Source organism: Novosphingobium sp. PhB57, assembly GCF_004342985.1.
In the GTDB taxonomy this organism is placed as follows: Bacteria; Pseudomonadota; Alphaproteobacteria; order Sphingomonadales; family Sphingomonadaceae; genus Novosphingobium.
The window spans coordinates 323,045-346,435 of record NZ_SMBO01000004.1 but is presented as its reverse complement, the minus strand read 5'-3'; the positions used below and the strand labels follow the sequence as shown (position 1 = coordinate 346,435).

At 65.7% G+C, this 23,391-nt stretch carries 19 protein-coding genes; 7 read left to right on the top strand and 12 right to left on the bottom strand.

Annotated elements, in window-relative coordinates; genetic code table 11:
- Nucleotides 1–77 precede the first annotated feature (77 nt).
- Both EDF58_RS14740 and EDF58_RS14735 read right to left on the bottom strand, forming a co-directional pair.
- Complete coding sequence (locus EDF58_RS14740) at nt 78–1,586, bottom strand: ATP-binding protein (protein ID WP_132266923.1); 1,509 nt, start codon at nt 1,584–1,586, stop codon at nt 78–80.
- Between the two features lie 31 nt (nt 1,587–1,617).
- Complete coding sequence (locus EDF58_RS14735; protein WP_132266921.1) at nt 1,618–2,283, bottom strand: response regulator transcription factor; 666 nt, start codon at nt 2,281–2,283, stop codon at nt 1,618–1,620.
- Between the two features lie 258 nt (nt 2,284–2,541).
- On the opposite strand from EDF58_RS14735, the gene EDF58_RS14730 reads away from it, so the two are divergent.
- Both EDF58_RS14730 and EDF58_RS14725 read left to right on the top strand, forming a co-directional pair.
- Nucleotides 2,542–4,176, top strand: a complete 1,635-nt coding sequence (locus EDF58_RS14730; protein ID WP_132266920.1) for a serine hydrolase domain-containing protein — start codon at nt 2,542–2,544, stop codon at nt 4,174–4,176.
- A 76-nt stretch (nt 4,177–4,252) separates the two neighbouring features.
- Entirely contained in the window at nt 4,253–6,946 is a 2,694-nt protein-coding gene (locus EDF58_RS14725; protein ID WP_132266918.1) for a TonB-dependent receptor, read from the top strand.
- A 102-nt stretch (nt 6,947–7,048) separates the two neighbouring features.
- On the opposite strand, the gene EDF58_RS14720 is transcribed toward EDF58_RS14725, so the two are convergent.
- From EDF58_RS14720 to EDF58_RS14690, 7 genes are all read right to left on the bottom strand, one after another.
- The gene (locus tag EDF58_RS14720) at nt 7,049–7,774 is read right to left on the bottom strand and encodes a fimbria/pilus periplasmic chaperone (protein ID WP_132266916.1); all 726 of its coding nucleotides are present in this window, start codon (nt 7,772–7,774) and stop codon (nt 7,049–7,051) included.
- The gene (locus tag EDF58_RS14715) at nt 7,771–10,275 is read right to left on the bottom strand and encodes a TcfC E-set like domain-containing protein (RefSeq protein WP_132266914.1); all 2,505 of its coding nucleotides are present in this window, start codon (nt 10,273–10,275) and stop codon (nt 7,771–7,773) included. Before EDF58_RS14715 ends, EDF58_RS14720 begins: the two co-directional genes overlap by 4 nt.
- Nucleotides 10,276–10,285: 10 nt before the next feature.
- A complete protein-coding gene (locus EDF58_RS14710) occupies nt 10,286–10,780 on the bottom strand; it encodes a hypothetical protein (RefSeq protein ID WP_132266913.1) in 495 nt (164 codons plus the stop codon).
- An 88-nt stretch (nt 10,781–10,868) separates the two neighbouring features.
- The gene (locus EDF58_RS14705) at nt 10,869–11,384 is read right to left on the bottom strand and encodes a hypothetical protein (RefSeq protein WP_132266911.1); all 516 of its coding nucleotides are present in this window, start codon (nt 11,382–11,384) and stop codon (nt 10,869–10,871) included.
- A 302-nt stretch (nt 11,385–11,686) separates the two neighbouring features.
- Nucleotides 11,687–12,727, bottom strand: coding sequence for a zinc-binding dehydrogenase (locus EDF58_RS14700; RefSeq protein ID WP_132266910.1), 1,041 nt, complete (start codon nt 12,725–12,727; stop codon nt 11,687–11,689).
- Between the two features lie 18 nt (nt 12,728–12,745).
- The gene (locus EDF58_RS14695) at nt 12,746–13,270 is read right to left on the bottom strand and encodes a nuclear transport factor 2 family protein (RefSeq protein WP_132266908.1); all 525 of its coding nucleotides are present in this window, start codon (nt 13,268–13,270) and stop codon (nt 12,746–12,748) included.
- Nucleotides 13,271–13,280: 10 nt separating this feature from the next.
- Entirely contained in the window at nt 13,281–14,090 is an 810-nt protein-coding gene (locus tag EDF58_RS14690; protein ID WP_132267217.1) for an SDR family NAD(P)-dependent oxidoreductase, read from the bottom strand.
- Nucleotides 14,091–14,199: 109 nt separating this feature from the next.
- Between EDF58_RS14690 and EDF58_RS14685 the strand changes: the two genes are divergently transcribed.
- The 3 genes from EDF58_RS14685 to EDF58_RS14675 all read left to right on the top strand — a co-directional run bounded on the left by EDF58_RS14685 (nt 14,200) and on the right by EDF58_RS14675 (nt 18,917).
- Entirely contained in the window at nt 14,200–15,111 is a 912-nt protein-coding gene (locus tag EDF58_RS14685) for a LysR family transcriptional regulator (protein WP_132266906.1), read from the top strand.
- Nucleotides 15,112–15,294: 183 nt separating this feature from the next.
- Nucleotides 15,295–17,808: a TonB-dependent receptor plug domain-containing protein gene (locus EDF58_RS14680; protein WP_132266904.1), complete on the top strand. Its 2,514-nt coding sequence runs from the start codon at nt 15,295–15,297 to the stop codon at nt 17,806–17,808.
- Nucleotides 17,809–17,816: 8 nt separating this feature from the next.
- The gene (locus EDF58_RS14675) at nt 17,817–18,917 is read left to right on the top strand and encodes a cytochrome c peroxidase (RefSeq protein ID WP_132266903.1); all 1,101 of its coding nucleotides are present in this window, start codon (nt 17,817–17,819) and stop codon (nt 18,915–18,917) included.
- On the opposite strand, the gene EDF58_RS25910 is transcribed toward EDF58_RS14675, so the two are convergent.
- Nucleotides 18,904–19,260, bottom strand: a complete 357-nt coding sequence (locus EDF58_RS25910) for a hypothetical protein (RefSeq protein WP_165921427.1) — start codon at nt 19,258–19,260, stop codon at nt 18,904–18,906. The two genes, EDF58_RS14675 and EDF58_RS25910, sit on opposite strands and share 14 nt — an antisense overlap.
- A 62-nt stretch (nt 19,261–19,322) precedes the next feature.
- Between EDF58_RS25910 and EDF58_RS14670 the strand changes: the two genes are divergently transcribed.
- On the top strand, nt 19,323–20,060 hold the full coding sequence (locus EDF58_RS14670; protein WP_165921426.1) for an energy transducer TonB: 738 nt from the start codon (nt 19,323–19,325) through the stop codon (nt 20,058–20,060).
- A gap of 37 nt (nt 20,061–20,097) precedes the next feature.
- Here EDF58_RS14670 and EDF58_RS14665 read toward each other — a convergent pair whose 3' ends face one another.
- Nucleotides 20,098–21,411 (bottom strand): cytochrome P450, encoded by a 1,314-nt coding sequence (locus EDF58_RS14665; protein WP_132266899.1) that lies wholly within the window; start codon nt 21,409–21,411, stop codon nt 20,098–20,100.
- Nucleotides 21,412–21,638: 227 nt separating this feature from the next.
- On the opposite strand from EDF58_RS14665, the gene EDF58_RS14660 reads away from it, so the two are divergent.
- Entirely contained in the window at nt 21,639–22,232 is a 594-nt protein-coding gene (locus EDF58_RS14660) for a TetR/AcrR family transcriptional regulator (RefSeq protein WP_165921425.1), read from the top strand.
- Between the two features lie 20 nt (nt 22,233–22,252).
- Here the strand turns inward: EDF58_RS14660 and EDF58_RS14655 are convergent, their stop codons facing one another.
- Nucleotides 22,253–22,996: an SDR family NAD(P)-dependent oxidoreductase gene (locus EDF58_RS14655; RefSeq protein ID WP_132266895.1), complete on the bottom strand. Its 744-nt coding sequence runs from the start codon at nt 22,994–22,996 to the stop codon at nt 22,253–22,255.
- Nucleotides 22,997–23,391 lie beyond the last annotated feature (395 nt).

Sequence of the window (23,391 nt, the reverse complement as noted above, 5' to 3'; positions counted from 1 at the left end):
CCCGATAATGGCTGGCCTTCCGGGTTATCGCCTTGGGCTGACACGAACCTGTCGCGCGCGCAAAGTCGGGAACGGGCTCAGGCCGCCGCGGCGGAAAATTCCACTCTGGCGCAGAGGCCCTGCCCGGTGCGGCCATCGCCCAGCGTCACCCGCGCGCCGAGCCGCTCGGCCAGGGCCCGGGCGATCGGCAGGCCGAGGCCCGTGCCGGAAGCCTGGCTCTGCCCTCGCACGCGGTAGAAGCGTTCCCATACCCGTTCGCGTTCTTCGGCGGGAATGCCCGGCCCGGTATCGTCGATCTCGACGAAGGCATTTTCCCCGCGCCGGCCGAGATGGACCGAAACCGCGCCGCCGGGCCGGTTGTAGCGAATCGCATTGTCCAGCAGGTTGCCGATCAGTTCGGCAGCCAGGCGCGGTTCGCCGATGGCGGTGACGGCGCCGTCGCTCTCGTCCTCATAGCTGATGTCGATATTGGCCGGCGCCAGCGCGGCTCGATCCGCGGTGACCGACGACGTCACCTCCGACAAGTCGAAGGGTTCGAGCAGCGTGCCTTCCTGATCCTCGCTGCGGGCAAGCGCGATGAGTTGGCGCAGCAATTGCTCCAGTGAATCTATCGCATAGGGGATGTCCTGAAGCGCGGCTTGCCCTTGCGGCGATTCCGGGCCGTAGCGGTCGAGCACGTCCAGCTGCACGCGCGCGACGGCAAGCGGGGTGCGCATCTGGTGCGAGGCGTTCGACGTGAACTGGCGCAGCGAATCCGCCGCCCGGTCCAGCCGCGCCATCAAGCCGTTGAACGCGGCAACGAAAGGCCGCATCTCCACCGGCGCGGTCTGCGAGGCCTGCAGCCGGAAGGAGGGCGATGCGTCCTGCCGGGCCTGCTCGACCTGCCGCGTCATATCCAGCAGGGGGCGCAGGCCCCAATGGATCGCCCACCAGAACAGCAACCCTGTCACGGCGAGCGCGGCAAGGCCCACGAGGAAGACGCGCAAGGTGAAGTTCTTCTCGAAGGCGGCGCGATCGTCCACATAGTCCGCGATCTGGATGGCGATCAGGCCGTCGTCGCCCGCGGCGCGGCGGATCTCGGTGGCGATCCGCACCGGCTTTCCGCGCAGCGTCCCGTCGCGCAGATAGGCCGCCTGCGTGACGGCCAGCGCGTCGGCCGGCTCCAGGTAGCCCCGCACCAGCCGGTGCTCGCGGTAGGCATTGTAGAAGGTGGCGGGGGCATGCGCATCGGTCACGCCGTTCCACTGGCGCGCATAGTCCGCGGGCGGCAGCAGGGCGGCGTCACCCGCGATCGCCCTGGCGCCGCGATAGACGCTGTAATGCACCACCGGCCGGGCGCGGCGCTTGAGCAGGTGGATCGCCAGGGGGACCAGCCGCACGCGGTCCTGCGGCGGACTGTCGTAAGCCAGGCTGAGCGTGCGGACCGAGCCGACCAGCACACGGTCGACCGTATCGGCCTCGGTATTGTGCGTGACCAGCACCGTCACCACGCCGAAGAACAGCACGAGCGCGGCGAGCGGCAGCATGACCGCGCCGGTCAGGCGCACCCGAAGGGACGGCGCGCGGGGGGAACGAACGTGAAGCATGGGGTCTGGCGTCGGTGCGTCTGGCGGCGGTTCAGGCCGCTTCGATCATGTAGCCCAGTCCGCGCACCGTCCGGATCGCCGGGCCGGAGGGCTGGAGCTTGCGGCGAAGGCGGCCGACGTAGACCTCCAGCGCATTGGGCGTCACCGCATCGTCGAAGGCGAAGACCTGGGCGGAAAGGCGTTCCTTGGGGATGACCTTCCCGGGGCGGCCCATCAGCGTTTCCAGCACGGCCAGTTCGCGGCGGCGCAAGTCTATCACGCTGTCATCGAGGGAGACGGTGCGGCTGGACCGGTCGAACACCAGCGTACCGATGCGGAGCACCGGATCGGGCGTGCCCTGACTGCGCCGGACCAGCGCACGGATCCGCGATTCGAGTTCGCGCGGGTCGAAGGGCTTGGCCATGTAGTCGTCCGCGCCGCGGTCCAGACCGTTGATGCGATCGTCCACCATGTCGCGGGCGGTGAGGATGATGATCGGCGTCACCTCGCCCCGCGCGCGCAGGCGCGAGAGCACGTCCAGCCCGTCGAGGTCGGGCAGGCCGAGGTCGAGGATGATCGCCGCATAGGGCTCTGCGCCGGCCATCTGCAGCGCATCCTCGCCGTTTTCGAGGCGGTCCACCGAAAAGCCCGCAGCCTCCAGCGAGGCTGCGACGCCGCGCGCCAGCCTCTCATCATCTTCAACCAGCAGCAAACGCATCAAAAAATCCCCGAACAGCGACCCGTTTCCCTCCCCCAAGGATGTGAAATTTCGCCATGCATGGCTCTACGCATAACAAATGCCAAGCCTTTGCGACATGTTCTTGCAAATGATTGCACAAAAGCTTGACGCTGGGCGCACATGTCAGGTTCGTGACAGCGAGACCGTCTAGCGCCCCTATCGAACGCAACACCGCCTGCGCCGGAGGTCGATCGGCCCTGGAGCGCGGGTTGCGGGATCGAAAAGGGATCTTGCGACATGAAGTTGAGCCTGACGCCGATTGCCGGCGCGATGACTGCGATTGGAATGGCCGGTGCGGCTTACGCGGCGTCTGCGCCGGTCACGCCCGCTGCGGCCACCGAAGCCCAGATCGCGCAAGTCGACGCGATCTTCGCACGCTGGGCGCATCAGGATACGCCGGGCTGCGCGGTTGCCGTATCGCGCGGCAGCGAGATCCTTGCCCAGCGCGTCTACGGCATGGCCAGCCTGGAACTCGGCGTGCCGGCAAAGCAGGATTCCATCTATGAGGCGGGATCGGATTCCAAGCAGTTCACCGCCGCTGCCACGCTGATGCTGGCGCGCGAGGGCAAGCTCTCGCTTGACGACGACATCCGCAAGTACGTTCCCGAAATGCCGGACTACGGCGCGCCGATCACCATCCGCCACTTGCTGCACCACACCAGCGGCCTGCGTGACTGGGGTTCCGTCGCCGCGATCGAAGGCTGGCCGCGCAACAGCCGCACGGCGGACAACAAGGACATGCTGGACATTCTGGTCCGCCAGAAGCAGCTGAACTTCGCCCCCGGCGCGCACTACCTCTACAGCAACAGCAATTTCAACCTGCTGGCCATCATCGTCCAGCGCGTCAGCGGCCAGTCGCTCGCGGACTTCACGCACGACCGCATTTTCGTGCCGCTGGGCATGAGCCACACCCGCTGGCGCGACGACCACGGCGAAGTGGTCCCCGGCCGCACCGGCGCCTACGAATTCGAGAACGGCGTCTATCGCAACGACCAGGTGATCGAGGACGCCTACGGCAACGGCGGCTTGCTCACCACGGTGGACGATCTGGTCAAGTGGCAGGCCGCGCTGGATGACGACCGCTTCGGTCCGGGCTTCACCGAGGCCATGCAGCAGCCGACCCGGCTGAACGATGGAACCCGCATCGCCTATGCCCTGGCCGTCGTGAACCTCGACCATCACGGCGAGCAGGAAGTCAGCCACTCCGGCTCGACCGGCGGCTACCGCGCGTGGATGGCCCGTTATCCCAGGCAGAAGCTGGCTGTCTCGCTGCTGTGCAACGGCGGCAATGCCGATACGCCGACGCTGGGCCGCGATGTCGCGGACGTCTTCCTGCCCGCTTTCAAGTCCAGGCCCTACACGCCGAAGGGTGCGCTGCCGACCGGGCTCTATGCCGACGGCATGACCGGCTTCCCGGTTCGCTTCGCCGCCGATGCGCAAGGCCAGCTCACGGCCGACGGCCGCGCGCTGGAGCCGGTAGGCCCGGGCCGCTGGGCCCTGCGCGAGGATGTGTTTGCTTTCTCGAAGAGCGGCCTCGTGCGCGAAAACCGGGAGGGCGAGCGCATCGCCTACCGCAAGGTCGAGCAGGTCTCCGCCTTCGATCCCAAGGACTACGCAGGCCGTTTCTGCGGCGTCGATACCGGCGGCTGCCTGACTTTTCGCCAGCAGGGCGATACGCTGGTCTATGACGGCCCGCGCTGGTCGGGCCGTCCGCTGACCGCGGCTTATGCCGATGTCTTCACCGGCGACGCGCTGCCGCAGTCCTCATCCATGACCGTCAAGTTCAGGCGCGATGCCGGCGGCAAGGTCACCAGCCTGCGCTTCGGCGAAAGCCGTGCCTACGATGTCGAGTTCCGCCGCACCGACGGCTGAGCCCGTTCCCAGAAAACTCACCAAAAAAGAAGCCGCTCAGGGGCGGCCGGATAATCTCAAAAAGGGGTCCAAGAAAATGCGTGATACCAACCGGAAGTTTCGCCAGTTGCTGAGCGGCGGCACCGCCGCCCTCGGCCTGACCATGGCCTTTGCCCAGCCGGCGATGGCGCAGGATACCGCGCCCGTCGGCGCCGCCGAAGAGAGCGGCCCCGACATCGTCGTCTCGGGATCGCGCATCGACCGCAAGGGCTTCGACGCGCCGACGCCGACCACGGTCGTCGGCGAAACCGAGCTGCGCCTGGGCGCCCGGCCCAGCCTGGCGCAAGTGCTGAACGACCTTCCGCAGTTTCGCGCCACGCAGACGCCTGCCAGCACGGTGGCCAACACCAATTCCAGCGCTTCTGCCATGGACCTTCGCGGCCTGGGCGTGACCCGCACGCTGACCTTGCTCAACAACCGCCGCTTCACCGGCGCGGCCGACCTCAACACCATCCCGCAGGGCCTGGTGAAGCGCGTGGACGTCGTCACCGGCGGCGCGTCGGCGGCATGGGGTTCGGGCGCCATCGGCGGCGTGGTCAACATCATCCTCGACGACGAGCTTGAGGGCCTGACCATCGGCGCGCAGAACGGCATTTCCACGCGCGGCGACGGCTATCGCTACAGCTTCGACGGCACCTTCGGCACCAAGTTCGCGGACGGCCGCGGCCACTTCATGTTCGGCGCCGAATACCAGAACGACGAAGGCATCCTCGACCGCAATTCGCGCAAGAACGTCGGCAGCTCGAACCTGTTTTCGCCCGTGGGCGGCGATCACGACTATGTCCTGGTGCGCGACGTCAACGCCTCCAACACCAGCCTTGGCGGCCTGATCACTTCGGGCACGCTCAAGGGCCAGACCTTCAATGCGGACGGCAGCTTGCGCGCCTTCCAGTATGGCAGCCAGATCAGCGGCACCACCATGGTCGGCGGCGAAGGCGTTGCCACCAATGACGAATACGCCCTCACCAACCCCTACCAGCGCGTGAATTCCTACGCCCGCGCCAGCTTCGAAGTGGGCGACGCGACGTTCTGGGCAGACGGCAGCTACAGCCGCATCTGGGCCAGCTATCCGTTCTACGCGGAAAGCGGTACGTACACGATCTCGGCCAGCAATCCCTACGTGTCGGACACGATCCGCAGCCAGCTTGCCGCCGCGGGCGAAACCAGCCTGAAGGTCGGCCGCGTGTTCGAGGATTATGGCTACCGCACCTTCGACTACTACCGCCAGAACGTGGAAGGCGCGATCGGCGTGGACGGCAGCTTCGCCGACGGCAAGTGGCGTTACAGCGCCTATTACAGCCACGGCGAAATGCGCAACATGCAGAGCTACCACAACCAGATCACCGGCGCGAACCTGACCAATGCGCTGGACGCGGTGACCGATTCCAGCGGCAACATCGTCTGCCGCGTGGCGCTGACCGATCCCACCACCGCCTGCGCCCCGCTCAACATCCTGGGCACCGGCACTGCCAGCCAGGCGGCGGTCGACTATGTGTTCGGCAACGATGCGCGCGCCGTCTACACCACCAAGCTGGACACGACCGGCGCCAGCCTGCGCGGCGATCCGTTCTCGACCTGGGCAGGCCCGGTCTCGATCGCGGTCGGCGCCGAGGCACGCTGGGAGGAACAGGTGACCAGCGGCCTTGACGCCGTCTCGGCCGCCAAGGGCTTCAGCCGCTTCAACTTCTCGCCGCTCAATGGCGGGTTCAATGTGCAGGAAGCCTTCGGCGAAGTGGCCGTGCCGCTGCTCGACAAGCCCTTCAGCAAGATCGACGTCAACGGCGCCGCCCGCTACAGCCACTACAGCACCAGCGGCGGCATCTGGTCGTGGAAGCTGGGCCTGACCGACCGGATCTTCGACAACCTGCTGCTGCGCGTCTCGCGTTCGCGCGACATCCGTTCGGGCAGCCTCAGCGAACTGTTCACCACCACCACGACCAGCTTCTCGACCGTGGCGGAGAACGGCAACACCTATTCGGTCACTCGCTTCGGCGGCGGCAATGCGAACCTGAAGCCCGAGATCGGCAGCACGCTGACCCTGGGCGCGGTGTTCACGCCCACCTTCCTGCGCGGCTTCAACCTCTCGGTCGATTACTACGACATCAAGCTGCGCGATGCGATCACCTCGCTGGGCGCGCAGGACATCGTCACGGGATGCAACAACGGCAACACCTCGCTCTGCGGCCAGATCGTGCGCGACAGCTCCGGTGCGCCGACCACGATCTACACGACCTACATCAATCTGGCGGAGTACAAGACCAAGGGCGTGGACATCGAGGCCACGTACCAGTTCCCGATGAGCACGATCGCCTCCAACCTGGGCGGCAACCTGCGCCTGCGCGGCCTGGCGACTTACGTGCCCAAGGTGCTGATCAACGATGGCACCACCACCGTGGACCGCGCGGGTGACGTGGGCGACAACGTCAGCTTCGGCACGCCGCACTGGCGCGCCAGCGGCATCGTCACGTATACGAGCGATACCTTCTCGCTCGACACCCGCGTGCGCTATGTCGGCGGCGGCAAGTTCAACCATGCGCTGGACATCGCCAACAACGACATCTCGGCCCGCGTCTACGTGGATCTTGGCGCGCAAGTGAACGTCGACAAGTTCACGATCTTCGCCAACGTCAACAACCTGTTCGACCGCGATCCGCCGCTGACCACGTACGGCGCGATCCACTACGACACCATCGGCCGCTACTTCACGATGGGCGCCAAGGTTCGCTTCTGAGCCAACCGGACGAAGCGCAAGGAATGGCGGTCCCTCGGGGCCGCCATTTCCGTATCCGCAAAGGCCGACAGCCGCCGCCGCGGGCAGAACGGCAGCGGTGGTTCAGAACTTGTCGGTCGTCGGCGATTTGCCGGTCTGGAGCCGGTATTCCACCGGGGTGTCGCGCTCTCTGGGGACGGTCCAGTCGGCGTTCGCGTAGAGGCGCATGGCTGGCAGGGATGCGCAGTTCCTGCCCGCCGCGTCGCATTGCCTGCCTTCGGACATTTCCACGCTGGCATTCGAGCCATTGTGGAACGTGATCGCCCTGGCCGTTCGCGTGGCCGTGACTTTGCCGGTGGCCACTGCCGGGCGGACGATAATCAGCACGTCGTAGCCGATGAAGACCTTCAGGGCGCTCTGTTCTGCCGATATCGATCCCGCCACCGGCTTGATCGCCAGGCGATAGACCCGCTCGTCGCTGCCGCGCGGCGCCACCAGCGCTACCCGCACCAGCTTGCGCTCGCCGGGTTCCAGCACCAGTTTCTGCGGCGTGACCAGCAGGCCCGTCACGGCGGGGTCGGCGGAATCCACGCGCTTTTCCTGGGGCGTGCCCGGAGCCTGGATCACGGCAGGCTCGGCCAGGACATATTGGCGCTCGTTGCTGTCGTTGCTCACTTCTATGTCGTCGCGCGGCGGGGTGTCGGCGGGCAGGTCCACGATCACCTTGCTCAAGGCGATGCCCGCCTCTGCGGGAACCGCGCCGGCCATGGCGGCGAGGGGCAGGGCGGCCCGGATCGCGATGCGGCGCAGCAACTGCGATTGCGAAAGGCTGGGAGCAGGCATCATCATGGTTCGACCTTGGTTTGGCTGGGCGGAGAATCGGAATCGGCGGCCAGCCGCGCGACCGGCTGGCAGATGAGGTCGCCCACGGCGGCATAGCCGTCGACGGGATCGAGGGCGTCCAGGGCGACCTTGCAAACCGAGCCGTCGCGGCTGCGGACGATCAGGGTCGCGCCCCGGCTGGTCTGGATAAGGAAATGGCCCCGCTCGTCGCTTTGGGCCAGGTCGCCGCCGGCGGCGATCTCGGCCTGGACGATCGGCTGGCCGTCGGCGCGCACCAGTCGCCCGAACACCGCCGCGACCGGCCTTGCGCGCCAGACGAGTTGAACGACATTGCCGGGGTAGAGGCTCACTTGCCGCGCCTTCGCGTCGTAATCGCTGAGAACCTGGCCCTTGGCACGAACGCGCACGGCATAGGCACGGTAGGAGGGCAGGGTCACGGTGAGGTCCTTGCCGCCGCGCGCGGTTCCCATCACCCGGTTGTCCACCAGCACCTCGAAGAAGGCGTCGGCATCGCCGTCGTCGATGTGGACGACCACCATGGCATCGCCGTTCCTGCCTTCGTTGAAGCGGACGCCGCCCTGGCCCACGACCAGCGCCGTGTTCAGCGATGCGGCGTACTGGGTTGCGCCGCCGGAGAAAGGCTGGACCAGATTGACGTTGCCCCCGCCCACATCGCTGCGCGCCTGGACTTGCGCCTGGGCATAAGTAAGGCCGTTGGCGTGCTGCACGCCGCCGTCGGCCTGGACTTCCGCACCCGCCACGTCGTCGAACCGGCGCGAGACGTTGATGCCGCCCTGTAGCCCGTCGCGCAGCCCCTCGTTGCCCGGACCGACCTGGCCGGCGCCGGTCACCGTGTAGCTGGTGCGGGGGCGGGTGACGATCAGGTTCAACCCGACGTAGGCCTGCCGCCCCAGGCTCGTGAAGGTGTAGTTCCCGTTGAAATCGAGCGATGCCGAGCGCCAGCGCTTCAGCGGGAGATAGAGGGCCGGGCCCAGCGAATAGTCGCGGCTGGCCTCCTGCCGGCGGTAGGTGCCGACAAGGGACAGTCGCCCCTGCCCGATGCGATAGCCCACCGCGCCGCTGAACTGGGTGTAGGCGCCCGAATAAGGGGCATATTCAAGGCCGCCCGGTGCCGGCAGGACCAGGTCAGTGGTCGCCAGCAGCGGCCCTCCGCCCGGGTTCGCGATATGGCGGGCGTCGAGGTCGAGACTGAGCCGCCCCGCGCTTGTGCGCGAAATGTGGCCGTAGAGCCCCAGGCCGCCGCTGTTCGAGACATGGACCGAAGCGTCCAGTTGCCAGTCGCCCTGGAGCACCGTGGCGCCCGCGGCGCCCCATTGGCGCTTGTCAGTGCCAATCACGCCCAGGTTGACGGCCAGAGCGGGCGAGATGCGCCGCGCCCAGCCTCCCTGGAACAGCGGCGTATGGGTGATGTCTCCGATCAGGCCCCGGTTGTTGCGCACCAGCGCGCCCGCATAAAGGAAGAACGCGTCATGCCCCGTCATCGGCAAGGTGCTGCTGCGCGAGAAGAAGCGCTGCTCGTCGCGCGTCGCACCCGAAGCCGAGGTAATCCGCAGGATCACCGTGTAAGAGCCTTCCGGAAGTGCGGACGTATCGAGGGCCTGGTTCCCCGCATCGTACATCTGCGATGCCATGATGCGCCCGTTCACCAGAATATCCACCCGCGCGCGCTGATCGAGGAACAGGATCAGCGGGCTGCCCATCAATTGGTCGCGATCCAGCCTGGTGTTGAACTGCGTGGCGAGGCCGAGGCCGACCATCTTGACGCGGTCCAGCAGGGTGTCTCCCGGAATCCAGAAGGCGCCCGCGGTATAGCGCAGTCCGGGACGGTCGAGTTCGCCGGCCAGCGTGTCGGTCTGGAACCCGGAATAGCTCGCCTGCTGGAAGCTGGCGCGGATGCGGCCCGTGCCGATCCCGATGACGGCGGTGTCCTGAAGGTAATACTCGGCCGCTTGCCCGCGCGCGCCGGTGATCGTTCCCGATATGAAGTTGACCAGCGCGGGCGTGTCGGCGGGAGGCGGCAGGTTCTGCATCCGCACCGCCGCCTGAACCGAGAGGAAGCGCGGGGCGACGATGATATCCACCCGGTAGCGCGCGGGATCGAAGACGATGGCAACGACGTCCGGCTTGGGCCGGGGACAGGGGCTGGAACTCTCCACCGGGCAGATCGCCTCGGGATGGGGATCAAGGTCGGGCGCGCCAAGGGCGGCCGTCAGCCGGGGGCGGTCGCTGATGTCGGGCAGGCTCTCCACCAGCTTCTGCGCGTCCACGAAGCGGAAATGGCCGGGCTGCACCACCGCCACGGCCTCGCCTATCCGCACGCCGCCCATGTAGACATCGAGCACCACCTGCTGCGGACCTGTCAGGTCCTCGAAGCCGGGCGGCGCGTCCACCTTGAGGGCGGGGGCGGCCGCGGCCGGGCTTGCGATCGCTCCCGCGCCGGTGATGGCCATGCCGCCCAGAGCGACGAGGAAGCGTGCCCGCGCCATGCCCCGCCGGTCAGTTCGGCGACACCATGAGCGTCAGCGTTCCGGTATAGGTTCCGGCCTGGGCGGCACTCAGACTGGCGGCGGGCAGGGAGACGATGAGACTGGCGCTGCTCGCCAGCAGGCCGCCCAGCGAACAGAGAATGTTGATCCCGTTGGGCGAGGTGAGGGGCTGGCCGGATGTCATGGCCATGCCGCTCGTCTGCCCGCCGGAAAAAGACCATTGCACGGTATAGGCCAGCAGGGCCGCGCCATTGGCGGTATTCGCCAGCGTGAAGGCATTGCTCGCGCCCGATCCGGTGGCCCTGATCGTATATCGCGACAGGCTGGCATAGACGCACACCGTCTGCGAAATCGCCGGGCTCGCCGTCAGGGACGAAAGCGTGCCGAAGGAGACATCGCTCAGCGCATTGATCTGGAATTGCTGCGCCTGCACCTGGGAGACAGGCAGGAGCAGGCCGGTCAGCGCAAGAGCGCAGCCTGCCGCCCGCCCCATCGACGAAGCCATGAACGGTCCTTCCCTTGGAGAGGCCGCTGCCGCTTCCGCATCGGGCGGGACCCGATGTGCCGAAGCGGCAGGCCCTGGTGAGCGCGCCTTACTGCGGCGTCACCAGCAGGGTCAGTACGCCGGTGTAAGCCGCATTCGCGATCATGGAGTTCTGGTCGGTGGCAAGGATGGTCACGAAGAGTTTCGCGGTCGGGCTGGCGCCGGCGGCGCAGAGCGGGGTGACCGCCGTGCTGGTGAAGGCGGCGGACGTGACATTGGTCGTCAGCCCGGTGCCCGAAGTCGCGCTTGCTGAATTGGCCCAGGCGACGGAGTAGGGCACGGGCGCGTTAGTGCCGCTGGCGAGTGTGAAGGCGCCAGTCGTGCCATTGCCGGTGGCCCTGATCGTATAGCTCTTGCTGGAAGTATTGCTCCACACGCAGACGTTTTCGGTCTGCTGCGCGTCGGCGGCACCCGTCAGCGCGCTGAATGTGATGTCGGTCAGGTTCGAGATCTGCACCAGCCCGGCGATGGTGGCGTTGATGGTGACGGTGCCGGTGGATGTCGTTCCCAGCGCGCCCTGTGTTGCCGCATGGGCAGAGGCGACAGGAAGAATAGAGCCCATCATGGCAAAGATCATTAAGGAACGGCGCAAGCGATTGTTGTTAATCACATTCATGGCCTTCAATCCTATCAGGACCACCGAAGATGGATATGATCCAATATGACTTCGATTGCGGTCGTTGAAGACCACCTATCTAACTCAATAAATTCGTTCAGTGCCATAGAGATCCCGAATATATTGGATGTCAGACCGGCTGTAATTTTGCACCGATCCAGTTCCATCATTAATAATGACGAAAATCTGTTCATTGGATGATCTGGCGGGGGTGCCGCGGGCCCACGCGGGGCGGCTGCGACTGTGGCCCGTCAACCCTGCGTAAGGCGCGGATCGACGATGGTGCGGATCGGTGCCGATGGGCCGGACATGTCCGCCATGGCCTGCGCCACTCCGGCGATGCCGATCCGTTCTCCAAGCCAGGGACGCACATCGATGCGTCCATCGGCGATCGCGCGCAGGGCAAGCTGCATGTCCTGCGGCTCCTCACCCCCTGCGAACTGGATGTTGAGCCGCTTGTTCTGGGCCGCGAAGACCAGCAGCTGTTCCGGCTCCATGCAGTAGCCGCCCATGACGATGCGCGCATCGAACCCGACCGAAGAGATGATCTGCTGCAGCATGCCCGGCATGCCCACGTTCTCGTAGACCAGGTTCACGCGCCGGCCGCCAAGATCCGGCAGCGGCGCATAGGGAGAGATCTCGCGCGGATCGACGGCGATTTCCGCGCCCATGGCGATGGCAAGGTCGCGGCGATCCTGATGGAAGTCGGCGGCAACGACCGGCGCGATGGCCAGAAGCTCCAGCCCGGCGATGACGCCCAGGCCGATCGCCCCGCAGCCCAGCACCAGGACGACATCGTCCTTCGTCGGCCGCCCGCGCCGCGCATGCTCCAACCCCACCGCGAGCGGTTCGGTGAGGGCCGCAAGATCGTCGTCCAGATCCGACGGCACTTCCAGCATCATGTCCTCATCAAGGAGCATGTATTCTCCAAAACCGCCCGGGCAGTCGTGGCTGAAGCCGACGATGGCATGGGCGCCCGACTGCCGCATGATCGGGATGGAGGTGGCCTTGCGCCCGGGCTTCACCTTGCACGCACTGCCGGGACCGTAATCGATGACTTCGCCGACATATTCGTGCCCGGGCACGAAGGGCCGCGCGAAATCGAGACCGGCGTAAGGCCCGCCATGCGACCGGGACAGGGCGATGATCGTCTCGCCGGCGTGGAGGAAGTGCGCGTCGGACGCACACATTCCGCAGCTATGCGTTCGCACCAGGGCCTGGCCTTTGCCGGGGACGGGGTCGGGCATGTCGCCAAGGCGGACCAGGCCGTTCTGAATGTAAGCGGCTCGCATGGGACGGGGCCTTTCGGATCAGGGTTGCGCGCGGAGCACCGCGTAGGAAGGATCCTTTGCATCGCGCCGGGACAGCGGGTCGGCGGAGAGGCCGCTTATGTCGCGCATCTCGTCGAAATCGCGAATGGCCATGCGGTGATCCAGCGCCCAGCGACCATCGCGGCGCGACCAGCGGTCGACGTAACGGGAGCAGGTCGTGATCTGGAACGGCGTCTCTCCGCGCAGGCCCTGAAGCGTGGCGGTGACGTAGGACTCGCTGCCGGCGGTGTCGCCGCGCAGTTCGATCAGGATGTTCGCGATCTGGTGCGAATGGCGTAGCAGTTTGCGATGATCGGCGCAGATCCTGTCGATCACATCCCGCCCGCGCCCGCTGTAATAGCCGCCGCCGTATTCGGCCGTCGCATCCTCGTGCCAGACCGAATGCCCGAGCGGAATGTCGAGCCGGTCGACGGCCCGGCAATAGCGATGGATCTGTTCGGTGATCGCCTGCTTGTCCAGAAGGGCCTGAATGTCGCGGGCCTGGATATCATCTCGCCCCGTCATGCCGAATACCTCAATTTCGTGTGCTCCCGGCCATGTCCGCCATGGCCTTCTCGATCATAAGGATGCGCTCGCGCCGCGCTGCCGCCGATTGGGGCGCGTAGCCCTGCTCGTCATCGGCCAGCCCCCAGTTATGGACGGGTCCATAGGGCAAGCGCTCAAGCCCCACCCGCGCGACCTCTTCGGGCGAGGCGAGGTCGGCGGGGATGGGCGCGCCGCGGCTCTCCAGCAGGCGCCGCAGTTCCGGCGTATCGGTGCGGCCGAGCAAGAGGTTCAGCACATCGACGCCGTGCCCGCGCAATTCGGCCCAGAGGCCCTCCCCGAAGCACAAGTCGAACGCTTTCGTGCCGGAATAGACGCCAAGCCCCCGTGCGCCGCCGTAGCAGGCCCCGGAGCCGACCAGGATGATCCCTCCGCGCTTTCGGGTCTTCATCGCCCCCGCGAAATGATGGCAGGCCAGCATCGTCGTCACGACATTGCGCTTCACGAGATCGAGCCAGGCCTGCGGATCGTTCGAGAGAAAGCTGGAACTGTTGGGATCGGCACCGGCATTGCTGACGAACAGGCCGATTTCCCGTCCTGCGCTGACAGTCTTGAGCTGTTCGGCGGCACTGTCGGAAGCCAGATCGATCGTTTCGGCGGTGCATTCGATGCCGTGCGTCGCCGCCAATTCATGGGCAAGCGCCTCAAGCGGGGCGCGCCTTCGGGCGATCAGCACCAGGTTGAGACCGCGCGCCGCCAGTTCGCGGGCGAAAGCCGCGCCGGTTCCTTCGGATGCACCGGCGATCAGCGCCCAAGGGCCGTACTTCTCGGTAAATGCCATGGCAGGCCGCTCCCCCTCGTGTTGTTTCATGGGGACATAAAATGGCTGTACCCATGCATCCATTTCAATTTACGTGCTCCTGTCATCGCAGAATGAGATAGGTCGTCATATGGAAATGCGCCGCCTGAGCTACTTCGTGCGGGTCGCCGAAGATGCCTCGCTGACCCGCGCGGCAGGGGTTCTCAATATCGCGCAATCGGCCCTGAGCAGGCAGATGCGCTTGCTTGAGGAGGAACTGGGCGTCGCGCTGTTCGCCAGAACGCCGCGCGGCATGCGCCTGACGAGCGAGGGCGCGCAGCTGCGAACCGCCGTTGCCGGGCCGCTGCGCGAACTGGAGCTGGCCATCCAGAACATGCGCGCGCTCCCTTCGCCGATCGACGGCAACGTGGCGCTCGGCCTGACGCCGGGCATCGCCGATCTGATTGCGCGGCCGCTGGCCGAGGAACTTCACGCGACTTTCCCGAGAGTCCGTTTCCGACTGAGCGAAGGGCCGACGGGCAGCCTGGAGGATTGGCTTCGGCGCGGGATGATCGACCTGGCCGTGCTGGAGCAGCCCTCCCAGAGCGAGCAATTGGTGGTCGATCCGCTGGCCGATCTGCCGTTCTGCCTGTTCGGCGCAAGCGCGGCCTCCGAACTCGGGTCGCAGGCGCCGGACACGCTTCTGAGCCCGGATGCGGCCTTCGCGTTCCCCCTGATCGTGCCTTCCCACCATATGGGCATGCGCCCGGCCATAGACGATGCCGCGATGCGAACGCGCGTGCAGCCCCGGATCGCGTTCGAGGCGGACTGCACCCGGCTTATCAAGGATCTGGCACTCTCCGGAATGGGCCACGCCCTGCTGCCGCTGGCCTACATCGGCGCGCAGGACGGGAATATGCGCGTGCAACGGATCGACGATCCCCTGTTCACGCTGAGGATTTCGCTCTGCACGCGCAAGGATAGCCAGATCTTCGGCAGCAAGCGCGCGATGATCGATGCCGCCATTGCCCGAATCCTGCGCGAGAAGCTGGCGTCAGTTTAGGGCAGGGCCTGCAGCTTTCCCCGTATGGATGCTCACCGAGACCAGGGGCGCGAGATTGTCGCCCCGTCACCGCGCGGTCCCCACGCTCTCCAGACATGCAGCAAAATATGCTAATGAGAATCGGTTGCAATAGCTGACCTGTCTGGCTAGAGGCCGCCCCAACAAAACAACAGGGGTCGCCCAATGCATATTACACTCGCGCGAGCGTTGCTCGCGACGGCTATGGTCGTGCCTGCCATTCCGGTGCAGGCGCAGGACCAGTCCGCCTCCGGCACGGTCGAGCAGCAGTTGCCGGCAGTCGTCGCGGACGGAGAGCGGGCCGATGAAAGCTATGTCATGGGCACCGGCGCGGAGGCCGGGACGACGCGGATCACCGAGAAGGAAATTCGCGCCCGCGCGCCGGGCTCCGGCGATGCCAACCAGCTTCTGAAAGCGTTGCCCACCGTGCAGTTCCGGCGCGACGAGTACATGGCAACCCGCGAGGATATCCAGGATATCCGTCCGTCCGACATCTCGATCTCTGGCGGGCGCTACTACGAGAACCTCATTACGCTCGACGGCATCGATGCCAATGCGCGGGTGGATATCACGGAGAGCAAGGCCGCGAACTTTGCCGAACCCGTGGGCGCGTCCGCGCAGGCGCTCTGGGTCGACACCAATCTGATCGGCGAGATCACGCTTCGTGATTCCAACGTCTCGGCAGAGTACGGCCGTTTCACCGGCGGCGCGCTAGACATCAAGACCCGCGCACCGAAGCGCGAATTCGGCTTTACCAGCACAGTGTCCTACAGTTCGGACGCGATGACCCATTTCAAGGTCTCCGAGGGATCGCGCGAAAGCCTGGACGGAGAGCTTCCCGCAAAGCCCTCGTTCGAGAAGTGGCGCTATGGTGCGACCGTCGACCTTCCGGTCAGCAGCGCCATCGGCCTGCTCCTGGGCTACAACCGATCGCAGTCGCGGGTCACGTATACCAAGGCGGAAGCCTACGGCAGCAAGCCTTACGGCCAGTCGAGCACCAGCGACAACTTCCTCGCCAAGGCGGATGCGGATCTTGCCGGCGACCTGAAGCTGACCGGGCAGTTCTCCTACACGCCTTACGAGAGCGAGGCGGAGGTGAACAACTCCATCGATTCGCAGATGGTGTCACACGGGGGCGGCGTGACCAGCCGGCTTGAACTGGCCAAATCGGGCGAGACCAACTGGTCGCTTTCCGCCAGCTTCTCGCACAGCGATACGAGCCGCGACGCGCCCGGCACGCTCTACAGCATTTCTTCGTGGACCGAAGTGGGCAGCGGATGTTCCACCTCCACCAACTGCGCGATCGGCAGCTTCGGCGATATCCGGCAATGGCAGAACAACTATGCGTTGACCGGGCGCTGGTCGATGCCGCTGGGGCCGGGCCGTCTTGCCGCCGGCTTCGACTACCAGCGGATCGAGGCGATGCGCAGCCGCCTGGAGGACAATTATTCCTATCGGGGCACGACGGACCAATCGGACGCGGCGACCATCGCCTGCGCACAGCCTGACAGCCTGACTTGCACCACCGGTGAATATGCGCTGACGACCGCTTCGCTCTATCAGGCCTATCGCGCCCGCGTGAACCTGGACAGCGTGTCGGGATGGGCGGAATACACGGCCGAGATCGGCGATTTCACGCTGCGCGGCGGGCTGCGCTACGATTACGAGAGCTTCCTCGGCAATAGCAACTTTTCCCCGCGCCTTTCCGCGACGTATGCGCTGCCGTGGGACGGCTGGAGCGTGACGCTGGGCGCCAACCGCTATTACGGACGCTCCATGCTGGGTTATGCGCTGCGCGAGAAGTACCCGGACAACTACATCTATACGCGCACCGGCGTCACGAGCAGTGGGATCACCACCTATTCCGACGAGGACTGGTATCTGTCCAGCACCAGCCATACGGCCAGCTATTCGGACGGCAAGAAGAAGACGCCCTATTCGGATGAACTTTCGGCCGCACTGTCGGCACGCCTGCTGGGCGGCAGCCTGAGGATCAAGGGCATCTACCGCGAGGGGCATGACGAGTTCACCCGCTCGGCGGGCGAGAAGGTGAGCAAGACTCTCGATAACGGTAAAATCTCGACCTATACCCAGTACGTCCTCACTAACGACGGCTACAGCAAGTACCGGGGCGCGTCCTTCGAATGGACGCGCAGCTTCGGCAAGCACTCGGTCGCCTTCAATACCAACTTCTCGAAGACCACATCCACCAACGACGACTACATGGTGGAGGTGGACGACGACCTGGCGAACCTGATGGTATCGTTCCAGGGGCAGGTCCTGAGCTATTCCGAGGTCATCGCCCTCAACCAGCGGCCCGACATGGCGGTGCCGTTCATGGCCAACATGACCTGGACCGCGCTCTGGCTGGACGACCGGATCACCACCAACGTCAATCTGCGTTATACGGACAAGTTCAAGCGTATCGAGGATACCGGCAGGAACGAGACCATCGATGGCGCCAGTTACGATGTCTACGACTATGTGAAGTATCCGCGCTCGATCGACGTGAACCTCAATGCGCAGGCCGAACTCGTCCGCTCCAGCTATGGCGTACTGACTGCGGACGTGCGCGTGGCGAACCTGTTCGACCGGATTCCCTCGCCGAACAGCACGGCGACCGCGCAGCCCTACCAATATGGACGCTCGTTCTGGGTCGGCCTCAACTACCGGTTCTGATCGTCTCGATGTCCGGTTTCCGCCTGCTGCCGCGTTTCGTTCTGACGCTCGCGATCCTCGCGGTCGGGGGGAGTGTCGTGGGCCGCGCGCAGCAGGCGGGCGGGGAGGGAGTTCCGGCAGTGGGGGCACTGCGGGCGCTCTATGCGGGCGGTCCGGCAACATGGCCGCGCCCGCGCCTGGGGGAGGGGGCTCGCTTCACCGAGTTCGGCCCGCTTCCCCGGCTCCCCGAAGCCTCTCTGCGCGAACAGGCGCTGGCGGAGATCGGCAGGCGCATGTTCGACGATCCGGCGCTGTCGCGTTCCGGCCAGATCGCCTGCGCCTCGTGTCACAGCCCGGAACTGGGCCTGGCGGACGGGCTGCGCACCGCGTTCGGGCATGACCGGCAGCGGGGGCGGCGCAATGCCCAGTCGCTCTATGCCGCGGCCTGGATGACGCCCTTGTTCTGGGACGGCCGCGCGGCAACGCTGGAAGAGCAGGCGCTCCACCCTCTGCTCGACGGCAAGGAGATGGCGGGCAGTGCGCGCCTGATCGAACCGCGCATCAACCGCGACAAGGACTACCGCGCCGCGTTTCGTGAATTGAATGGCCATCGCCGCGTGACCTTGCAGGACGCCGCTGCCGCGATCGCGGCGTTCGAGCGGGCCTTGCGGCCCCCGCGTTCGCGTTGGAGCCGGGTAATGGAGCGGGGCGTCTCGGTGCTGACCGATCAGGAACTCGCGGGCCTGCATCTGTTTCGAACGAGGGCGGGGTGTGCTGCCTGCCACAACGGACCGCTGCTGAGTGACGGGCAGTTCCACAATCTCGGCATCAGTTTCTACGGGCGGTCTCGCGAGGATCTGGGGCGCTACGAGGTTACGCGCGATCCGGCGGATGTCGGTCGGTTCCGCACACCCTCCCTGCTGGGCGTAAGCCGCAGCGCGCCTTATATGCACAATGGTCTGTTCCCCACGCTCGAGAATGTCGTTGAGCTCTATGACGGCGGGGGCGGACGGGATCGGGCGAGGCGAATGGGCGAGGCACCCGCGCCGATACCAGACCCGCTGGTTTCGAAGCTCGGTCTGACGCGAGACGAGCAGGCCGCGCTCGCTGCCTTTCTCAGGACGCTTTAGCGTGAGCGCGTCTGGCTACGAGATAAGTGAGCGCGGGCGGCAGGATCGCAACCGGCGCGGTCCACGCGAATGGATCGGCAAAGCCGAGCAGCAGGCCGAACAGGCCGAAAACCAGCGCGGCGCCGTTCACGAGGGCCTGAAACACGATGCGGCGGCGAAGCGGGCACAAGATGCGAGCAACATTGCCGAGCCAGAGCAGCGCCAGCAGCGCGAAACCCGCCACCAGAGCATGCTCTGGAGAATTGCCGCGCGCATGCAGCGACAGCAACTTGCCGACGAACCCGAGGCAAAGCAGCGCGTAAGCGCCATTCACGGAAAGGGCCAAGGTATCCAGCCAGCGCAATTTCATCGCAGTTTCCCGATATGCTATTGCGACACGATAGCAATAAACATAAGCGACGCGCAATGAATTCGTTTCGAATCTCGTCGCTTGCTCTGACTTGCGCCGTCCATGTGACGGTTCTCGGACTGGCGTGGATGGCTTTCGGTCCCTCCAGACAAGTGGGCGAAGCCGGGCACAGGGGCGTCGTGTCGTTCCGCTCCGTGGACCTGTCCCGGCCGGACGAGACGCCGCAGGCCGAGCCCGCGCCGGATCCGCCTCGCAAGTCCCTTGCCGTGGCGAATGCGACCGATGTGCCCGCGCCGACGGTCAGGCCTCTGGTACAGGTGGTCGCCCCGGTTTCCCCACTGCGCCTGTCGGTCGACATGGCTCCGGCGCCTGCCGTTCCGCTTCTCGCGGCATCTCGGCCGCCGTCTTCGAACCCTGGGAGTGGATTGACGGCGGGGTCGTCATCCGGCGAGGGCAAGGCAGCCGCGCAGAACCGTGCCGCGCCGCCGTCTGCGGGTAGCCGGGGCGAGGATTCCTATGCGCGCCGGGTCTTTGCATGGATCGGCCGCCACAAGGGTTATCCGGGGAGTCTGGCCCGCAAGGGCTGGGAGGGCACGGCCTTGGTGCGCCTGCTGATCGACGAGAACGGCCGCCTCGAAACGGCCGAGCTTGTTGGCTCCAGCGGCCATCCGCCCCTGGACGGCCTCGCACTGAAACAAGTGCGCGACGCAGTCCCCTATCCGCGTCCCCCCAAAGGCCTCCCGCGCGCCGGACGGCAGTTCCTTGTGCCCATGACTTATCAGCTGGAAGGATGAGCGGGCCGGTTGATTCCCATGATTCAACCGGACGAACTCAAACCGTGGGTTCCAGTTCGACATGGAGGTTCGCGAGGCCTCGCATGCTATAAGTGGGCTCGAAATCCAGGATGCGGTTCTCGGCGGTGCCGTGGCGATCTTCCGACAGCGATATCCAGCGCGTGTGTTCGAGGAACTTCTCGAAGATGATGCGGACCTCATAGCGCGCCAGCGGCGCCCCGGCGCAAGTATGGGCGCCGCGGCCGAAGGCGAGGTGCTGTTTGATGCCCGGCCGCCCGAGCCTGAACGCGTGAGGTTCCTCCCACCGGCGTGGATCGCGATTGGCGGCGGAAATGGCGATCACCACCTTGGTCCCCGGTTCGATCTCCATGTCGCCGACCCGCATGGCACGCCTGGCAAGGCGCTTGACCACTTTCGTCGAGCCTTCGAGCCTCAGCACCTCCTCGAGAAACGCCGGGATCAGGCTATGATCGTCGCGGAGTTGCTGCTGCAGGCCCGGCACGTCGACGAGATAGCGCATGGCATTGCCGATCAGCTTGGCGCTGGTGTCCTGCCCCGCTCCGAACAGGAAGGTGGCGAGACGGATCAGTTCGGGGATGTCGGGCTGGGTGCCGTCCGGATAGCGGGAGTGGGCGAACTCGGAAAGGACGTCGTCCCGGGGCGGCTGGGCCCGGCGCTCGGAAATGTAGCGGTAGAAATAGGCGGCCATATATTCGAGCGGATTGACTTCTTCGGTCTCGCGCGGCCTTGCAGCCCATTCCGCTTCCTTGCCCGGAGGCGGCGCGGCCTCCATGTTTCCGGGCGGCGGGGCAAGGTCGATGATGCGGCGAAAATCGTCCCGGTCGGCTTCCGGCACGCCGAGGATATCCGATACCACGAAAGTGACGAAGGGGCTGGCGATCTCGCCGATCAACTCGCATCCGCCCTGCGCGACGACGCCGCGAACCATGCGTTCGGCGAGCGCGGTGACGTAGGCCTGGTTGGCCTTGAGGCGCGAAGGCGTGAAGAGGGCGGAGATCAAGGCCCGCGATTGGGCATGCGGCGTGCCGTCCTTGGCCACGAGGAGATCGGCAAGCGGGATGTCGCCGCGGTGCTCCTCGATCTGCCCGGAGATGTCCTCGGCGTCGGGTTCGAACGGCAGCGGCAGAAGCGGGCCGCTGACGCTGATCGCGTTCGACCAGTCGGCCGCGTTGTTGAGCAGCTCGACCGCTTCCGCAAAGCCGGTGACGAGGACAAGGTCGCGGTTGGCCATGCGGCATACCGGCCCCTTGGCGCGCATTTCCTCGAACCAGTCGTAAGGATCCAGCAGGACCGTGCGGTCGGTGTAGTAGTCGCGCTCCGTCGTGTTCATGATGCTCTCCCGTCAGATAGGGCCAGGGTCTCGGTCCGCAGGGGGCAGGACCGCCGCCCATCGGCGCCGCTTCGAATGATTTTAGGCACATGAAGGCCGGCAAATGCCTTGACGCGGCGGGCCATTCGATGATGACGCCGATACCACCGCGTCGATGAATGAGCAGGCCGCCTTGCCGTTTCGGCGCGCCGCGTATTACCGTCAGCGTGCAACAGAGGATTGTTCGAGTGTCGATTCCAGACCGCGCCCGCGAACGCATCAGCAGACCGCACGACGCCCGCGTGACGCGCTCTCGCGAAGCGCTGAAGACAGCGCTGCTCGAACTCATAGACACCAAGCCCCTCGATCTCATCACCATCAAGGAGATCACGGCGCAGGCGAAAGTCAGCTACCCGGTGTTCTTCCGGCAATTCGCCAGCAAGGAAGACCTGCTGGCCGATGTCGCGACCGAACAGGTGCGCCATCTGCTGCGCCATTCGCAGCCCGCGTTCGAGCGCAAGGCCACCAGCTCGCTCGATGACTTGTGCCGCTACGTGAACGATCATCGCAAACTCTGGTCGACCCTGCTGACAGCCGGCGCGAACGAGAAGATGCGCGCGGAATTCTCGCGCATCGCCAACGAGATCGCGGAGAGCAGGCCCCGCGCCAACCCGGCTTTGCCGGCCGATCTCGTTACCGAACTCGTCACCAACGCCATATTCGACATATTGCGCTGGTGGCTGCGCCAGGACGAGGACTATCCCGTTGGCAACGTGGTCAAGTTGCTGGACACGCTGGTCGTGCGCGCGTTCACGCGGCCGATCGCTATCCATCTGGACTAGGCTGCCCGTCATCGGCCGGCTCAGGAGTACATGCCGCCGTTCACGTTGATCTCCTGCCCGGTCACGTATCCGGCATGGTCCGAACATAGCCAGTCGCAGGCAGAGGCAATGTCTTCGGGCATGCCGATCCGCTTCAGGGGGACGCCCTGCACCATCGCATCGATGCGCGGGTTGCTGCCGTCGACCTCGGTACGGCGGCTCAGCCCGGTATAGACGATCGCCGGCGGGATCGTGTTGGCCGTAATGCCCAGTTCCGCGAATTCGCGTGCCACCGCCTTGGTCAGCGACGTGACGCCGCCTTTCGATGCCGAGTAATGCGCCATGCTGGGCGCGCCGACTTGCGCGCTCATGGACGAGATCGTGACGATCCGCCCCCACTTGGCCGCGATCATGTCGGGGATGGCCAGCTGGATGCAGTGGAACATGCCGGTGAGGTTGACGTCCAGCATGCGCTGCCATTCTGCCACGGTCATTTCGACGAAGGGCTTGTATTCCGAGATGCCGGCATTGGCGATCAGCAGTTCGATCGGGCCGAACACCTGGCGCGTTTCGGCGACAGCCGCTTTCACCTGATCGCGATCCGCCACATCGACGGTGAAGGGACGCGTGTCGAAGCCCCGCGCATTGAGCGTGTCCGAGGCTGCCCGCACCTCATCCCCATTGCGGTCCATCATCGCCACCCGGTGCCCCTTGGCGGCAAACCACTGCGAAACACCCAGGCCGATGCCGGAAGCAGCGCCCGTCACGATTGTCACTCGTCTCATATCGAGTCCTTTTACATTATTCAGAGTAACGTAAAATTCGAAACCTCGCAGGTCAATCCACGCTGGAGCGCGCGATGGGACTCCGCCCCGGCGTTGTTTCACGGTCAGGCTGGCTCGCTGGTCCCGATCAATCGCCAAGCGCCTGATCTCCCCGCAGCAGCAAGTTCATCAGGCAGTCCGCAGCCTGTCACGGTTGGTGCGTCCGGCGGCGGGACATTCCAGAGGGTGGCGACATTCCGGTCATCAGCACCGGGCCGCTACCCTTCAAAGATTTAATCCAACAGCCGCCGGGCCGGAGCCGCCGCCTTTCTCGCCACTTCGATGGCCTGTCAGCGCACGGCTTTGCGACATTATCTGACGCAGGCGATATACTCAGACTAATTTTTGATTGTCGA

Coding starts and splice junctions, on each gene's coding strand:
- EDF58_RS14665 (WP_132266899.1), bottom strand. CDS start 21,411: ATGAACACGACGGAGCGCGACTACTACACCGACCGCACGGTCCTGCTG.
- EDF58_RS14700 (WP_132266910.1), bottom strand. CDS start 12,727: ATGCGAGCCGCTTACATTCAGAACGGCCTGGTCCGCCTTGGCGACATG.
- EDF58_RS14685 (WP_132266906.1), top strand. CDS start 14,200: ATGGAAATGCGCCGCCTGAGCTACTTCGTGCGGGTCGCCGAAGATGCC.
- EDF58_RS14705 (WP_132266911.1), bottom strand. CDS start 11,384: ATGATGGGCTCTATTCTTCCTGTCGCCTCTGCCCATGCGGCAACACAG.
- EDF58_RS14730 (WP_132266920.1), top strand. CDS start 2,542: ATGAAGTTGAGCCTGACGCCGATTGCCGGCGCGATGACTGCGATTGGA.
- EDF58_RS14720 (WP_132266916.1), bottom strand. CDS start 7,774: ATGATGATGCCTGCTCCCAGCCTTTCGCAATCGCAGTTGCTGCGCCGC.
- EDF58_RS14710 (WP_132266913.1), bottom strand. CDS start 10,780: ATGGCTTCGTCGATGGGGCGGGCGGCAGGCTGCGCTCTTGCGCTGACC.
- EDF58_RS14715 (WP_132266914.1), bottom strand. CDS start 10,275: ATGGCGCGGGCACGCTTCCTCGTCGCTCTGGGCGGCATGGCCATCACC.
- EDF58_RS14655 (WP_132266895.1), bottom strand. CDS start 22,996: ATGAGACGAGTGACAATCGTGACGGGCGCTGCTTCCGGCATCGGCCTG.
- EDF58_RS14680 (WP_132266904.1), top strand. CDS start 15,295: ATGCATATTACACTCGCGCGAGCGTTGCTCGCGACGGCTATGGTCGTG.
- EDF58_RS14695 (WP_132266908.1), bottom strand. CDS start 13,270: ATGACGGGGCGAGATGATATCCAGGCCCGCGACATTCAGGCCCTTCTG.
- EDF58_RS14675 (WP_132266903.1), top strand. CDS start 17,817: ATGTCCGGTTTCCGCCTGCTGCCGCGTTTCGTTCTGACGCTCGCGATC.
- EDF58_RS14725 (WP_132266918.1), top strand. CDS start 4,253: ATGCGTGATACCAACCGGAAGTTTCGCCAGTTGCTGAGCGGCGGCACC.
- EDF58_RS14735 (WP_132266921.1), bottom strand. CDS start 2,283: ATGCGTTTGCTGCTGGTTGAAGATGATGAGAGGCTGGCGCGCGGCGTC.
- EDF58_RS14670 (WP_165921426.1), top strand. CDS start 19,323: ATGAATTCGTTTCGAATCTCGTCGCTTGCTCTGACTTGCGCCGTCCAT.
- EDF58_RS14740 (WP_132266923.1), bottom strand. CDS start 1,586: ATGCTTCACGTTCGTTCCCCCCGCGCGCCGTCCCTTCGGGTGCGCCTG.
- EDF58_RS14690 (WP_132267217.1), bottom strand. CDS start 14,090: ATGGCATTTACCGAGAAGTACGGCCCTTGGGCGCTGATCGCCGGTGCA.